Origin of the sequence: Parasynechococcus sp. (assembly GCF_042954325.1) — a bacterium.
In the GTDB taxonomy this organism is placed as follows: Bacteria; Cyanobacteriota; Cyanobacteriia; order PCC-6307; family Cyanobiaceae; genus Parasynechococcus.
The window spans coordinates 1-15,004 of sequence record NZ_JBGKDS010000027.1; the positions used below are offsets into that span (position 1 = coordinate 1).

Annotated in this window: 15 protein-coding genes and 1 tRNA gene; 13 read left to right on the forward strand and 3 right to left on the reverse strand. The window is 64.8% G+C overall.

Annotated elements, in window-relative coordinates; all coding sequences use genetic code 11:
- Positions 1 to 117: 117 nt before the first annotated feature.
- Positions 118 to 189 (reverse strand) — tRNA-Val (locus ACGVKB_RS04270).
- 66 nt (positions 190 to 255) lie between these two features.
- Between ACGVKB_RS04270 and ACGVKB_RS04275 the strand changes: the two genes are divergently transcribed.
- Entirely contained in the window at positions 256 to 753 is a 498-nt protein-coding gene (locus ACGVKB_RS04275; RefSeq protein WP_392350044.1) for a metal-binding protein, read from the forward strand.
- Positions 754 to 824: 71 nt separating this feature from the next.
- Positions 825 to 1,664, forward strand: coding sequence for a nucleoside triphosphate pyrophosphohydrolase (gene mazG / locus ACGVKB_RS04280; RefSeq protein WP_392350076.1), 840 nt, complete (start codon positions 825 to 827; stop codon positions 1,662 to 1,664).
- Here mazG and arfB read toward each other — a convergent pair.
- A complete protein-coding gene (arfB, locus tag ACGVKB_RS04285) occupies positions 1,631 to 2,065 on the reverse strand; it encodes an alternative ribosome rescue aminoacyl-tRNA hydrolase ArfB (protein ID WP_392350045.1) in 435 nt (144 codons plus the stop codon). The two genes, mazG and arfB, sit on opposite strands and share 34 nt — an antisense overlap.
- Before the next feature lie 207 nt (positions 2,066 to 2,272).
- Between arfB and speE the strand changes: the two genes are divergently transcribed.
- Together speE and speB are read left to right on the forward strand one after the other, a co-directional pair.
- A complete protein-coding gene (gene speE / locus ACGVKB_RS04290; RefSeq protein ID WP_392350046.1) occupies positions 2,273 to 3,115 on the forward strand; it encodes a polyamine aminopropyltransferase in 843 nt (280 codons plus the stop codon).
- Positions 3,112 to 4,005 (forward strand): agmatinase, encoded by an 894-nt coding sequence (gene speB / locus ACGVKB_RS04295; RefSeq protein ID WP_392350047.1) that lies wholly within the window; start codon positions 3,112 to 3,114, stop codon positions 4,003 to 4,005. The genes speE and speB overlap by 4 nt, the downstream gene beginning before the upstream one ends.
- Here the strand turns inward: speB and ACGVKB_RS04300 are convergent.
- Positions 3,999 to 4,328 carry a cyclic nucleotide-binding domain-containing protein gene (locus ACGVKB_RS04300; protein ID WP_392350048.1) on the reverse strand — a complete coding sequence of 110 codons (330 nt, stop codon included), beginning with the start codon at positions 4,326 to 4,328 and terminating at the stop codon, positions 3,999 to 4,001. The genes speB and ACGVKB_RS04300 overlap by 7 nt on opposite strands.
- Before the next feature lie 483 nt (positions 4,329 to 4,811).
- Between ACGVKB_RS04300 and gcvT the strand changes: the two genes are divergently transcribed.
- The 9 genes from gcvT (at position 4,812) to ACGVKB_RS04345 (ending at position 15,004) form a co-directional block, all read left to right on the forward strand.
- Positions 4,812 to 5,915 carry a glycine cleavage system aminomethyltransferase GcvT gene (gcvT, locus tag ACGVKB_RS04305; protein WP_392350049.1) on the forward strand — a complete coding sequence of 368 codons (1,104 nt, stop codon included), beginning with the start codon at positions 4,812 to 4,814 and terminating at the stop codon, positions 5,913 to 5,915.
- A gap of 50 nt (positions 5,916 to 5,965) precedes the next feature.
- Positions 5,966 to 7,795, forward strand: coding sequence for an aspartate--tRNA ligase (gene aspS, locus ACGVKB_RS04310; protein WP_392350050.1), 1,830 nt, complete (start codon positions 5,966 to 5,968; stop codon positions 7,793 to 7,795).
- Between the two features lie 85 nt (positions 7,796 to 7,880).
- Positions 7,881 to 9,014, forward strand: coding sequence for an RpoD/SigA family RNA polymerase sigma factor (locus ACGVKB_RS04315; protein WP_392350051.1), 1,134 nt, complete (start codon positions 7,881 to 7,883; stop codon positions 9,012 to 9,014).
- A gap of 43 nt (positions 9,015 to 9,057) precedes the next feature.
- Positions 9,058 to 10,707 carry a CTP synthase gene (locus ACGVKB_RS04320; RefSeq protein WP_392350052.1) on the forward strand — a complete coding sequence of 550 codons (1,650 nt, stop codon included), beginning with the start codon at positions 9,058 to 9,060 and terminating at the stop codon, positions 10,705 to 10,707.
- Complete coding sequence (locus tag ACGVKB_RS04325; protein WP_392350053.1) at positions 10,704 to 11,321, forward strand: 7-carboxy-7-deazaguanine synthase QueE; 618 nt, start codon at positions 10,704 to 10,706, stop codon at positions 11,319 to 11,321. Before ACGVKB_RS04320 ends, ACGVKB_RS04325 begins: the two co-directional genes overlap by 4 nt.
- Before the next feature lie 27 nt (positions 11,322 to 11,348).
- On the forward strand, positions 11,349 to 12,197 hold the full coding sequence (locus tag ACGVKB_RS04330; protein WP_392350054.1) for an NAD(P)-dependent oxidoreductase: 849 nt from the start codon (positions 11,349 to 11,351) through the stop codon (positions 12,195 to 12,197).
- Positions 12,198 to 12,219: 22 nt separating this feature from the next.
- Complete coding sequence (queC, locus tag ACGVKB_RS04335; protein WP_392350055.1) at positions 12,220 to 12,900, forward strand: 7-cyano-7-deazaguanine synthase QueC; 681 nt, start codon at positions 12,220 to 12,222, stop codon at positions 12,898 to 12,900.
- Positions 12,897 to 14,195, forward strand: a complete 1,299-nt coding sequence (locus ACGVKB_RS04340) for an anthranilate synthase component I family protein (protein ID WP_392350056.1) — start codon at positions 12,897 to 12,899, stop codon at positions 14,193 to 14,195. The genes queC and ACGVKB_RS04340 overlap by 4 nt, the downstream gene beginning before the upstream one ends.
- Positions 14,192 to 15,004 carry an aminotransferase class IV gene (locus ACGVKB_RS04345; protein WP_392350057.1) on the forward strand — a complete coding sequence of 271 codons (813 nt, stop codon included), beginning with the start codon at positions 14,192 to 14,194 and terminating at the stop codon, positions 15,002 to 15,004. The genes ACGVKB_RS04340 and ACGVKB_RS04345 overlap by 4 nt, the downstream gene beginning before the upstream one ends.

Consider the following 15,004-nt stretch of genomic DNA (forward strand, 5'->3'; position numbering starts at 1 on the left):
CTCCAACAGCCTGACCAGCGCAAACTGAGCTGCTCATCGGCACAGAGCAAGCGCGCAATGGATTCGGTCAACGACCAACAATCGAGCAGCCCGACAACATTTTCAGCCGTTCCAATATGGGCGATACTGGGATCGAACCAGTGACAATCTCCTTGTAAGGGAGGTGCTCTACCGCTGAGCTAATCGCCCGACGCGGCCATTGTGCCTGACAACGGGATTCACGCGCCCCAACCGTCACCGCCCGTGAACTGACCCATGGCCGCTGGCAGGGACCACGACCGCGCCACCGTTGTGGTCGCACTTCCGCTCGCATTGGTGCTCAGTGTGGGCTTGGGAGCGATCCACGGCCTGAGTACAGCGCTGGCTTTTCTCATCGGCGGCCTGTGGTTGTCGCCCGACCTTGACACCCACTGCCGTGCGCTGAACCGCTGGGGTGTCCTCCAGTGGATCTGGTGGCCCTATCGACGGCTCATCCCCCATCGCTCGCTCTGGTCCCATGGACCGATCCTGGGCACCGTCACCCGTTTGCTGTTGCTCAGCGCTTGGGTAGCGCTGACGCTGGCGGTTCTTCCAGGGGTCTCCCTCAGCGAGGCCCTGGGCGTCCTCCTGCTCTGGTGCCAACGCAACCCCTCATTGGTGCTGGCCGTCTTGGTGGGGCTCGACGCCAGCTGCTGGCTGCATCTCATCCTCGACGGCGATCCCCTCCCCGCCGAATGGCACCGCTGGCGCAGTCGCCGGCATCGGCGGCGCTGAACGAAGACGGTGAGCACAAGGATGGTGAGAACGCGGACGGTGAGAGGGTGGGCGCGGTTCTGATCGCCAGGATGACCGCGCCACAACCAGGGTCCATGCAGAAGCTGATCGAGGTCGTCGCCCGCCTGCGCGACCCCGAGGGTGGCTGCCCATGGGACCTCGAGCAGACCCACGCCTCTCTGGTGCCCTATGTGCTCGAAGAAGCCCATGAAGTGGCCGATGCCATCCGTCATGGCAAGGACGACGACCTCCGCGACGAACTGGGCGACCTGCTGCTCCAGGTGGTGCTGCATGCCCAGATCGCCCGCGAAGAAGACCGCTTTGACCTCGAGCACATCGCTGCGGCCATCACCCAGAAATTGATCCGACGCCACCCCCATGTGTTCGCGGATGCCATCGCTGAAGACAGCGCCGCCGTGAACGCCAACTGGGAACGCATCAAAGCGGAGGAGCGCGCTAAGGCGCTGGAGGGATCCAGCAGCCCCCTCAGCGACCAGCTCAGGGACAAAGTCCGTGGCATGCCAGCCCTTGCCGGGGCGATGACCATCTCTAAAAAAGCCGCCAAAGCCGGCTTCGAGTGGGACGACATGGCGGGGGTCTGGGAAAAGGTCCACGAGGAACTCGATGAACTCAAGGAGGCCGTGGCCAGCGGCGATCGCGCGCATGCCCAGGACGAACTGGGGGATCTTCTCTTCACCTTGGTGAATGTGGCGCGTTGGTGTGAGATCGCTCCGGAAGAAGGCCTGGCGGGCACCAACCGGCGCTTTCTCGATCGCTTCTCACGGGTCGAGGCCGCTCTGGAGGGCAAGCTGCAAGGGCGCAGCATCAGCGAACTCGAAGGCCTCTGGCAGCAGGCCAAAGCAGAGATCCGTGCCGCTCAGTCATCCAGCGATGGGCGGTTGCGCCGTTGACGCTTGAGTTCACCGCGCTGTTTCTTGGCCTGCACCCGACGGCGCTGCGCCCCCCGGGTTGGCCGTGTGGCCTTGCGGGATGGCGGCGGCGGCTTGAGCCCGTCCCGCAACAGCTCGGCCATGCGAACCAAAGCCTTCTGACGGTTCTGCCACTGCGATCGCTCCTCAGCAACCACCACCCGCAGACATCCATCCACCAGACGCGCCGCCAAACGTTCCCGTAGTCGCGCCCGGCGAAAGGGCCCCAACACGGAACAAGCCTCAAGTTCCAAGCCAAGTTCCACCCGGGAATCCGTGGTGTTCACACCCTGACCACCAGGGCCAGACGCACGGGAGAACCGCCACTGCAAATCAGTGGCCGGAATCACGAGGCGATCACTGACAACGAGGTCCTGGGCCATGCAGCCCATCGAATCAGACCAGGCCCCAGTGACCGTGAAGGGGAAAGAGGGTGGAGGAGCTGCTTCTCTTCCGGAACAACTCCAACCCTTGATGCATTCCACCACCACAGGTAGGTGTTGTCAACAACACCACCGCCAGATGTAGTGGTTCAACCGACAACAGTCCGGCCCCGGAGTTAGCTGGTTAGATCCATCGTTCGCATCGACGTGGTCGGCTGGATCGACGAAGAACACCGGGGCGTGCGTTACGGCCTGGCCGGAGAGCTGCTGGTGGAGGAAACCAGCCCGTATCAACGCATCAGCGTGATCCGCAGCGAGCGCTACGGACGCGGTCTGCTGCTGGATGGCTGCTGGATGACCGCTGAGCAGCAGGAACGGCACTACCACGAGTCGCTGGTCCATCCAGCCCTCTGCGGTGCCAGCGCCATCGAACGGGTGCTGGTGATCGGCGGCGGCGACGGCGGCACCGCCCGTGAATGCCTCAGACACAGCGGCGTCCAGCACCTCGACATGGTGGAAATCGATGGACGGGTGGTGGAGCTCAGCCAGGAACACCTGGCCAGCATCGGCGGCAGTGCCTGGGGTGATCCACGGTTCCACCTCACAGTGGGCGATGGCATCGCCTGGGCCGCGGAGGCTGACGACGCCAGCTACGACGTCGTGCTGGTGGATGGATCCGATCCGGCGGGACCGGCCGAGGGGCTGTTCAACCGTGCTTTCTTCGAGCACTGCCGGCGCATTCTTCGACCTGGGGGCGTCTTTGCCACCCAGAGCGAATCACCGGAAGCCTTCCGCGAGGTGCATGTGGCCATGGTGCGGCTCCTCCGGGACGTGTTCGACCACGCCGATCCCCTCTACGGATGGGTGCCGATGTATCCGAGTGGTTGGTGGAGCTGGACCTTCGCCGCCATGGATGCACCGCGCTACCGCACGCCGAATCCTCAACGGGCGGAAGCGATTGCCGCGGACTGCCAGATTTGGAGCTCCCGCTGGCAGCGCGGTGGCTTCGATGCCATCCCCGCCTTCATCGAACGCGACCTGAACCGATGAGTGCCCCGTTCGACCACCCCCTCTTCGACTCCGACGGAACGATCTACATGGGGTCCCGTCGCAACCCTGAGGGCTGCGATGTGGGCCTGTTCGGCGTTCCCTACGACGGCACCACCTCCTTCCGACCCGGCACCCGATTCGGTCCCGCTGCGATCCGCGACGTCAGCACTGGACTGGAGACCTACTGCCCTCAGCTGAACCTGGATCTCGAGGACCTCGCCATCGCTGACCTCGGGGCCGTGGAGATCCCGTTCGGTGCGCCCGAACCGGTGCTGGAGGCGGTTCACCAGGCCACGCGCGTCGTGCTGGACCTGGGCTTGAAGCCCCTGATGCTGGGTGGAGAGCACTCCATCAGTTCCGGTGCCGTGGCGGCCGTGGCCGAACACCATCCCGATCTGGTGCTGGTGCAGCTCGATGCCCATGCCGATCTGCGGGACGACTGGCTCGGCAGCCGCCACAGCCATGCCTGTGCGATGCGGCGCTGCCTCGAGGTGCTGCCCAGCCAGACGCTGCTGCAGCTGTCGATCCGCAGCGGCACCCGCGACGAATTCCAGGAACTGCACCAGAGCGGTCGATTGATTCCCGACGTGGCCGCCCTGGACGAGGCCCTACGGCCGCTGAAGGGGCGCCCGATCTATCTCACCGTGGACCTGGACTGGTTCGACCCGGCCGTCCTCCCCGGCACCGGCACCCCGGAACCGGGGGGGTATGCGTGGTCTGATTTCGCCGCTCTCGTTGGCGTCTTAGCACCGCATCAACTGGTGGCAGCGGACGTGGTGGAGCTGGCTCCACAGCTGGATCCCACGGGGGTCAGTGCCGTGTTGGCCTCCAAGGTGACCCGCAGCCTCCTGTTGCTCCTCGGGCAGGCTGAGCCTGCAGCGGCTCAATAAAAGTGACGGGCATCCAGGCGTTGCTGACGCAGACGCCCGTGCTGTTGCACAAGCAGGTGGAGCACAAAGGTGGGATGGCGGTGAATCAAGGCCTGAAAGTTGCTGCGCCCCATCCGAATCAAGGCCACCGGCGTCAAGGCGATGGCATCTCGGGTGTGGTGTTCCCGGAAATCCACCAAGTCCTCAAAGAAGAAGATCTCTCCCGGTCCATAACGGATTCGATTGTGGGGACCATCAGCGAGTTCCACCAGGCCTTGGTCCACCCCATAAATCGCGGTGACGGTGTCGCCGCGGCGAAAGATCGACGAGCGGGTCGGAAACATGACCCGATCCGCCTCGTCCTGCGCAGCGAGAAGATCAACGGGGCTGGACTGGGGATTCGAAAGCTGCAGTGTTCAGCGAAGGAAACTACGAAAAATCATTCCGCAAAACAGGCGAACGCCATGTGCGGAAAGTGACTTATGCAAGGTGACGACCAAGCTCAAGCTGATGGTCGGAGGGGCTCACCTGGACAGCATGTAAGCGAGGCAAATCTGGAGCGCGAGCGGTCCAGTGGTGACACACGGCCCAATCAGCAGCTTCGGGGGACACCGCCAGTCGACGCATGCGACACCACCGTTCAGCCTCATCAACACCAGAACAGTGCTGACAGGTGCGGCAGCAGAGCGTCTTCTGCAAAAGCGGTCACCAACGGAGTCTCAGGGTAAGAACACCAGGGAAACCAGGCCAGCGGAGACCACGGATCTCCTGGTTCGCTTCCATGAGCTGAAGCTCTCCATAAGATTGCTCCTCGGCCTTCCCGAGATATGGCACTGCTGCAAACACCCCTCCACGAGCTGTGCCGCGCCGGAGGGGGGCGAATGGTTCCCTTTGCCGGCTGGGAGATGCCGGTGCAGTTCAGCGGACTGATGCACGAACACAAAGCCGTGCGCGACGCCGTGGGGATGTTCGACATCTCCCACATGGGCGTCCTCCGGCTGGAGGGACGCAACCCCAAAGATGCGCTGCAACGTCTCGTACCCAGCGACCTGCACCGGATCGGCCCCGGCGAAGCCTGTTACACGGTGCTGCTCAATGATCTGGGCGGCATCCGCGACGATCTGATCGTCTACGACTGTGGCGCGCTTGATGCCGAACGCGGTGTGCTGGTGCTGGTGATCAACGCGGCCTGCGCCGAGAGCGACACCAGCTGGATTCGCGAGCAGCTGGAGCCGGCGGGCCTCAGCGTGACGGACATCAAGGACAACGGCGTGCTGCTGGCCCTCCAGGGCCCCCAAGCCATTCCCTTGCTGGAACGCCTGAGCGGTTCGAGCTTGAAGGGATTGCCCCGCTTCGGCCACACCGAGCTCACACTGCAAGGCTTAAGCCAACCTGTGTTCACCGCACGGACGGGATACACCGGTGAAGACGGTGTGGAGCTGTTGCTCAATGCGGAGGATGGCCAAACGTTGTGGACGCAACTGCTGAAGGAAGGCGTCACCCCCTGTGGCCTCGGCGCCCGTGACACCCTGCGCCTCGAAGCGGCCATGCACCTCTACGGCCAGGACATGAATGCAGAAACGACGCCGTTCGAAGCCAGCCTGGGCTGGCTGGTGCACCTGGAGATGCCAGCGGATTTCGTCGGCCGCAAGGCCTTGGAAGCGGCGGCTGAAACCGGTCCTGGCAAACGACTGGTCGGCCTCAAGCTGACCGGCCGCGCCATCGCGCGCCACGACTACCCCGTTCTCCACAATGGAGAGCCTGTCGGCGTGGTGACGAGCGGCACCTGGTCGCCGACGCTTGAGGAGCCGATCGCCCTGGCGTTTGTGCCACCAGCCCTCGCCAAACTCGGCACCGAACTCAACGTCGAGATCCGAGGCAAGGCCCAGCCAGCGACGGTCGTCAGACGACCCTTCTACAAACGAGCCTGACCAACACCGCTGCTGTGGGAAACTCGCCTGTCATCAGACGCGAGATCCCCATGCGCAGCAACGGTTGCGGCGACCTGCGCGAACAGCAGATCGATCAACAAGTGCAACTGTGCGGCTGGGTGGATCGCCGCCGGGACCACGGCGGCGTGATTTTCATCGACCTGCGCGATCGCAGCGGCACGGTTCAAATCACCGTTGACCCTGACCTCGGCGCTGAGGCCTTTGCAGTGGCTGAACACCTGCGCAGCGAGACCGTGCTCCAGGTGAATGGAACCGTTCGCGCACGCCCTGGGGACTCCTTAAACGACAAATTGGCCACCGGCGCAGTGGAAGTCCTCGCCAGTGCAATCAAGGTGCTGAACAGCGTGAAGGGGAACCTTCCCTTCCCCGTATCGGTGCACGACGAGGAAAACACCCGGGAAGAGCTGCGGCTGCGGCACCGCTACCTGGACCTGCGCCGCAAGCGCATGAACGACAACCTGCGCCTGCGGGCGCAGACCATCCAAGCCGCCCGCCGTTTCCTGGAGGAACAGGGGTTCATTGAAGTGGAGACCCCGGTGCTCACCCGCTCCACCCCCGAGGGTGCCCGCGACTACGTGCTGCCCAGTCGGGTGTGCGGTGGCGACTGGTTCGCCTTGCCACAGTCTCCGCAGCTGTTCAAGCAGCTGCTGATGGTGGGCGGCATTGAGCGCTACTACCAGGTGGCCCGGTGCTTCCGCGACGAAGACCTCCGCGCCGATCGCCAGCCGGAATTCACCCAGCTGGACATCGAGATGAGCTTCATGGATCAGGAGCAGATCCTGGAGCTCAATGAACAACTGATCTGCACCATTTGGAAGGCGGTCAAAGGCATCGATCTGCCGCGGCCCTTCCCGCGCATGACGTGGCATGACGCGATGGAGCGCTACGGCACCGACCGGCCCGACACCCGCTACGGCATGGAGCTCACCAACGTGAGCGACATCGTCAAGGACATGGGCTTCAAGGTGTTCAGCGGTGCCGTGAAATCCGGCGGCGCGGTGAAGTGCATCGCCGTCCCCGGCGGCAATGACGCCCTCTCCAACGTGCGCATCAAGCCCGGCGGCGATGTGTTCAGTGAAGCCCAAGCGGCCGGTGCCGGTGGCCTGGCCTTCATTCGCGTACGCGATGGCGGCGAGATCGACAGCATCGGCGCCATCAAGGACAACCTCTCCGAGGAACAAAAACAGGAGATGCTCAGCCGCACCGGCGCGGAACCAGGCACCCTGCTGCTGTTTGGCGCCGGCGACACCGCCACGGTGAACAAAGCCCTCGACCGTGTCCGCCAGTACCTCGCCAAGGAACTGGGTCTGGTGAAGCCAGACCGGGAGAACGACCAGTGGAACTTCCTCTGGGTGGTGGATTTCCCGATGTTCGAATTCAACAGCGACGAAAACCGCTACGAAGCCCTGCACCACCCGTTCTGTGCGCCGAACACCGAAGACCTCGGCGACGACCAGGCGGCTTGGGCCGACACCCTTCCCGGTGCCCGGGCCCAGGCCTACGACTTGGTGCTGAACGGCCTGGAACTCGGCGGGGGATCCCTGAGGATCCATGACTCAGCCCTGCAGCGACAGGTGCTGCAGACCGTGGGCCTTCCCCTTGAGGAAGCCCAGGCCCAATTCGGCTTCCTGATGGATGCCCTTGATGTGGGTGCCCCCCCCCACGGCGGCCTGGCCTTTGGCGTGGATCGGATGGTGATGCTGCTGGCCGGCGAGGAGTCCATCCGCGACACGATCGCCTTCCCCAAGACACAGCAAGCCCGCTGCCTGATGACCAACGCCCCTGGCGAGGTCGCCGACAAGCAGCTCGAGGAGCTGCATGTGGCCAGCACGTGGGTCGACCCGAACGACGAAGACTGACCAGAATCCCAAAGGGATTAGGCGCAATTCGCGCACCTAGCCCCAGAAACAGGAAGGCTGAAGGTCGATCCGTTGCCTTCAGCTTTTGCCGCGCACACCCCGATCGACTGGGGATTCCCGAGAACGCCGACGCACCGGCACGACGGACTTGTTGCGCCTGTACCTGCAGGACATCGGCAGGGTTGACCTTCTGACCAACGAGGAAGAAGTCACCCTGGCCCGTCTGGTCCAGCGCCGGGAAGCCCTGCTGCAGCAGCAGAGGGATCTGGCGGACAGCGACCCGGCCATTGCCGAACTGCATCGGCTGGAGGAACTGCAACGTCGCGAGGCCAATCAGCACAGCCACTGGCCGACCAAACAGGAATGGGCCCGGGCAGCCGGCCTGAACCAGGACGAGCTGCAGCAACGGATCGATGCCGGCTATGCAGCCTGGGCCGGCCATGCCGCAATCGAAGCCCGCGACCTCAAGATCGCGCTGCGCAATGGCCGCAAGGCGAAGGACCACATGATCCAGGCCAACCTGCGCCTGGTGGTGGCTGTGGCCAAGAAGTATCAGCAGCGGGGGATGGAACTCCTGGATTTGGTGCAGGAGGGGACCCTCGGCCTGGAACGGGCGGTGGAGAAATTCGACCCCACCCGCGGCTTCCGTTTCAGCACCTACGCCTACTGGTGGATCCGCCAGGGCATGACCCGGGCCATCGCCACCCAAAGCCGCACCATTCGCCTGCCGGTGCACGTCACGGAAAAGCTCAACCGCATCAAGCGGGTGCAGCAGGAGATCGCCAGCAATGAAGGCCGTATCGCCTCCATCACCGATCTGGCGAGGGAACTGGGCGTCAGCGAAGACACCGTGCGCCAGACCCTGGCCCGGGTGCCGCGTTCCATCTCACTCGATACCCGGGTCGGCAAAGACCAGGACACACAGCTTGGGGATCTGATCGAAGACGGTCACGACACACCCGAACAGACCCTCACCCATCACGAGCTGCACAACGATCTCGAGGACCTGCTCGATGAACTCACCAACCGTGAAGCGGCGGTGCTCAGACGGCGATTCGGACTGGAGGACGACACCCCTCAGACCCTGGCCCAGATTGGTGAAGACCTGCAGTTATCCCGCGAGCGGGTGCGACAGATCGAAACGCGGGCACTGCTGAAGCTGCGCCAGCCCCAACGGCGCAGCAAGGTGCGGGACTACATCCAAGAGCTGGATTCCTGACTCGACAGGACGCCAGGTACCTTGAAGAAGCACCAGGCGGGTCATGGCCAAGTTCGTCTTTATTACCGGTGGTGTCGTCTCCAGCATTGGCAAGGGGATCGTGGCCGCAAGCCTGGGTCGACTGCTGAAGTCACGGGGCTACAGCGTTTCGATCCTCAAATTGGATCCCTACCTGAATGTGGATCCGGGAACGATGAGCCCGTTCCAGCACGGTGAGGTCTTCGTCACCGAAGACGGTGCTGAAACCGATCTGGATCTGGGCCACTACGAGCGCTTCACAGACACTGCAATGTCACGCCTCAACAGCGTGACCACCGGCTCGATCTACCAGTCGGTGATCAACAAGGAACGGCGCGGTGACTACAACGGCGGCACCGTTCAGGTGATCCCCCACATCACCGGTGAGATCCGTGAACGGATTCACCGGGTGGCGGCCAACAGCGGTGCCGATGTGGTGATCACCGAAATCGGGGGCACCGTTGGCGATATCGAATCGCTGCCCTTTCTCGAAGCGATCCGCGAGTTCCGTGGGGATGTGGGTCGTCGGGATCTCGCTTACATCCACGTCACCCTGCTGCCGTTCATCGGCACCTCCGGCGAACTCAAAACCAAGCCGACCCAACACTCCGTCAAGGAACTCCGTTCCATCGGAATTCAGCCCGACGTGTTGGTGTGCCGCAGCGACCGCGAGTTCAGTGAAGACCTCAAAAGCAAGATCGGCGGGTTCTGCGGCGTCCCCAACCGCGCGGTGATCCCCTCCCTCGATGCCGACAGCATCTATGCGGTTCCACTGACCCTGGAGCAGGAAGGGCTCTGCCGGGAGGTGCTGGACGTGCTGGACCTCAAGGACCATGCGAGCGATATGGCGGCCTGGGCCCAACTGGTGCACAACCTGCGCAACCCGGGGCCGGTGGTGAAGGTTGCTCTGGTCGGCAAGTACGTCCAGCTCAATGACGCCTACCTGTCGGTGGTGGAGGCCCTCCGCCATGCCTGCATCGCCCAGAACGCGTCCCTGGACCTGCACTGGGTCTGTGCTGAGCAGATCGAAAGCAACGGCGCCGACGGCCTGCTGCGCGGCATGGATGCTGTGGTGGTTCCCGGTGGATTCGGCAACCGTGGTGTGGACGGCAAAATCGCCGCGATCCGCTGGGCCCGCGAACAACGGGTGCCGTTCCTGGGGCTATGCCTCGGCATGCAAACCGCAGTGATCGAATGGGCCCGCAACCTCGCAGGCCTGAATGGCGCCACCAGTGCCGAACTCGATCCGGACACCCAGCATCCCGTCATCCATTTGCTGCCGGAACAGCAGGACGTGGTGGACCTCGGAGGCACCATGCGATTGGGGGTCTACCCCTGTCGCATCGCCGCGGGAACACTGGCTCAACGGCTGTACAGCGACGAAGTGGTCTATGAGCGCCATCGCCACCGTTACGAGTTCAACAACGCCTACCGGACACTGTTCCTGGAATCCGGCTACGAGATCAGCGGAACCTCACCGGACGGACGGCTCGTGGAGCTGATCGAATTGAAGGGGCATCCGTTCTTCACGGCCTGTCAGTACCACCCGGAATTCCTCTCCAGACCCGGACGCCCCCACCCACTGTTCCGCGGCCTGATCGAAGCGGCCCAGCAACGGCTGCCCGATTCCCCCGCCGAGGCACTGCGTCAATCCGATCAAGCCTCTGTGCAATGACGGACCCGGGGGTGCTCCCTGTGGTGGAGACCTTCCACTCCCTCCAGGGAGAAGGCCACCACAGCGGACGCAGTGCATTCTTTATCCGTCTGGCTGGATGCAACGTCGGATGCCCCTGGTGTGACACCAAGCACTCCTGGCCGGAGGATCGTCACCCGGAGCACACGATCACCGCGCTGGCGGAACTGGCCGGCCAGGCCTGCGGTGCCGGCGCCGCCTTCACGGTGATCACCGGCGGCGAACCGCTGCAACATCCGCTGGGTCCGCTCACGGCGGCCCTGCGGACACACACACAACGGCCGGTCCATCTCGAAACCAGTGGGGTTGATCCCCTCAGCGGTCAGATCGACTGGGTCACCCTGTCCCCCAAGCGCCATCGTCCACCGCGCCCGGAGCTGCTCGCGGCCTGCCACGAACTGAAGGTGGTGGTGTTCGAACCCGACGATCTCCCGTTCGCGGAGGCGATGGCCGCCGGGGTCAGCGCAGGCCGTGAGCTTCTGCTTCAACCCGGATGGGACAGTGAGCGCGGTCAGCAGCTGGCGGTGGAGCATGTCCGGCGGCACCCGCAGTGGCGGCTGAGCCTGCAGACCCACAAATGGCTGGGTGTGCGCTGATACTGACTCCCGCATCGCTGCCACCCCATGCCCACGATTGCACTGCTCGGCACTGGTCTGTTGGGGGAAGCCATCGGCCAACGCCTGCTGCAACAGGGGTTGTCGCTGCGGGTGTGGAACCGCACCCCCGCACGCTGCAACAGCCTTCTCGAGGCAGGAGCCACCGCCATCGGCGATCTGAACGGTGCAGCCCACGGATGTGATGCGGTGATCACGGTGCTGCGGGATGGGGCCGTCACCGCTGAAGTGGTGCAGGCGCTTGGACCCTTGCAGGGCACCACGGTGATCCCGATGGGGACCATGGGCGTCGGAGAAAGCCGGGCCCTGGCCACCCAGACGGCCGAACAAGGCGGTGACTATCTGGAAGCACCGGTGCTGGGCAGCAAGCCCCAGGCGCTCAATGGCACCCTGCTGGTGATGGCCGGCGGCAGCGACGCCGTGTTCGCTCGGCACCAGGGACTGCTGAAGCATCTCGCCGAAACCCCGCAGCGGGTCGGCCCCGTGGGCAGTGGAGCCGCCACCAAGATCGCCCTCAACCAGCTGATCGCCAGCCTCACCCACAGCTTCTCGTTGTCGCTGCGGCTGATTCAGCAGGCCGGTGTTCCCGTGGAGACCTTCATGGAGATCCTGCGGCCCTCCGCCCTCTACGCCCCGACCTTCGACAAGAAGCTGCAACGCATGCTCGATGGGGAGTACAGCGACCCCAACTTCAGCACCGCCCTGCTCCGCAAGGACCTCCTGCTGTTTCTCAGCGAAGCGGCCGATCAGGGTCTGAAGGCCGACGGTCTCCAAGGGGTGGCCGCGCTGCTAGAGCGGGCCAGCGACACTGAGCTCGATGCTCAGGACTACTGCGCGCTCCATGAGCTGACGCAGTGAGACGAGGTTTTTTAATGACCCCATGAGTCAACGCACTGCGATCGCCCTGCTCTCCGGAGGCCTGGACTCGGCCACGGCTGCGGCTCTGGCCCAAGAGGAGGGCGATCGGGTCATCGGACTGTCCTTCGACTACGGGCAGCGGCACCGGCGCGAACTGGAGGCTGCGGCTCAGATCGCCAGGCGTCTGGGGCTGGCGGAGCACCACCGCATTGCCGTCGACCTGGCGGCCTGGGGCGGGTCCGCCCTGACGGATCTGAGCCAACAGGTGCCCAGTGATGGTGTCGAAGACGGAATCATCCCCTCGACCTACGTGCCCGGCCGCAATACGGTCTTCATCGCCATCGGCCTCAGCCTGGCGGAAGCCCGCGGCGCCCAGCGGCTGGTGCTCGGCGTCAATGCCGTGGATTACTCCGGCTATCCCGACTGCCGGCCGGACTACCTCCAGGCCTTCCAAACCCTGGCCGATATGGCCAGCAAAGCCGGACGGGAGGGCCATGGCACCCAGCTCTGGGCGCCCCTGGTGACCTGGAGCAAAACGACCATCGTTGAAGAAGCCCTGCGTCTTCAGGTTCCGATCGCGGAGACCTGGAGCTGCTACAGCGGCGGCGACCAGGCCTGTGGTGTCTGCGACAGCTGCCGCATCCGTGATGCGGCGCTGCGGGACGCCGGTCGACCGGACCTCTGCAGCCGCCCCAACCCATGACGGCACCGCAGCGCCATCGGCTGACCTGGCACGAACCGGTGGCCGTGGCACAGCTGCTGGCGGCGCTGCATGGCGAAGAGGGACTGATCTGGCTGGATGGTGATGGCAGCGCCCTCGGACGCTGGGTCACCCTGGCCGCCGGACCCCGGCAAACCCTCTGCTGCCGGGGTCGACCCGGTGAACCGGGGGCCCAAAATCCCTTCACGATGCTGCGGGCATTGGACCCCGGCCACTGGACCGGTTGGCTGAGCTACGAGGCCGCCGCCTGGACGGAGCCGGGCAATCCCTGGGCAAGCGATCCGCTGGCAACCCTCTGGATCGCTCGCCACGACCCGGTGCTGCGCTTCGATCTACAGGAGCGCCAACTCTGGATCGAAGGGCAGGACCACAAGGCCATCCAGGCCTTGACCGACGCGCTGGAGAACCAACCCACATCACCGGCGCAACGGCCACCGCGAATTCCCCTCGACGCCTGGCAGCAGCACACCGATCAACGGGCCTTCGCCGACGGGGTCCGACGGATCCGCGAACTGATCGCCGCAGGCGATCTGTTTCAAGCCAATCTCACCGCCTGCTGCAGCACGTCCTGGCCGCAGCAGAGCCGTGCTCTGGACCTCTTCCTCCGGGTGAGGGAAGCCTGCCCGGCTCCCTTTGCGGGGCTCGTGGTCGCCGACAACGGCGAAGCGCTGCTGTCGTCGTCACCGGAACGCTTTCTGCAGATGGAGCCGAGCGGGCGCATTCAGACGCGACCGATCAAAGGCACCCGCCCGCGGCACCAGTCACCGCAGCAGGATGCTGATCTGGCCGCCGACCTGGTCTGCAGCGCCAAGGACCGGGCCGAGAACGTGATGATCGTCGACCTGCTGCGCAATGACCTCGGCCGGGTCTGCCGACCCGGCTCCATCCAGGTCCCCCAGCTGCTGGGCCTGGAGAGTTATGCCTCGGTGCACCATCTCACCTCGGTGGTGGAAGGGCAGCTCCAACAGGGGCTGAGCTGGGTCGATCTGCTGGAAGCCTGCTGGCCGGGGGGATCGATCACCGGAGCCCCCAAGCTGCGGGCCTGCCAGCGCCTGCATGAGCTCGAACCCACCAGTCGCGGGCCCTACTGCGGCTCCCTGATCCACCTGGATTGGGATGGCAGCTTCGACAGCAATATCCTGATCCGTTCGCTGATCCGCCAGGGCTCGACCCTGCGCGCCCATGCGGGCTGCGGCATCGTTGCCGACTCCGACCCCGACGGTGAGGCGGACGAGTTGCTCTGGAAACTCCAGCCGCTGCTGAACGCCCTGACATGACAACCGCCGTCGCCTGGATGGATGGCCGCTGGGGCCAGCCCGACGAACTGGGCGTTCCCCTCAGTGACCGTGGCCTGCAACTGGCAGATGGACTCTTTGAAACGCTCTTGGTCGAGGAGGGTGAGCCGCGCCTGCTCGCCCCGCACCTGGAACGCTGGCGGCACAGCGCGACCCTGCTGGGGATGGAACCGCCCCCTGGGCAGGCCTGGCTGGCCCCGCTGATCGCTGCCGCAGTGGAACGTGCAGGCCTGCGACAGGGCAGCGGCGCCCTACGGCTGAACTGGAGCCGTGACGGTGCCGGTGGCCGCGGCATCTCGGCGAGCAGCAGCGCGGCGACGCGCTTCTGGTTGACCCTGCAGACGATCCAAACGACCCATCAACCGATCACAGCCATCACCAGTCAGCAGGAGCAGCGCAACCCACACAGCCTGCTGAGCCGCTGCAAAACCTTCAGCTACGGCCAGGCCATCCAGGCTCGCCGGGAAGCGGAAGCGAGCGGAGCGAACGATGCCTTGCTCCGGAACACCGCCGGCGAACTCTGCTGCGGAACGGTCGCCAACCTGCTGGTGCAGCGCCGGGGGCAGTGGCTAACCCCACCGCTCAGCAGCGGCTGCCTTCCTGGGGTCATCCGTCGGCGCGGCCTTGACCTCGGCCAGCTCGAGGAAGCCTCGCTGGGTGCGGCACTGCAAGGGGACGACCAGGCCGTGCTGGTGAACAGCCTGGGCTGCCGGCCGATCCGCAGCATCGATGGCCAGCCCCTGCAACTGAGCGAAGCCGGGATCGACCTTTGGCGGCAGCTCAGTCGCTAG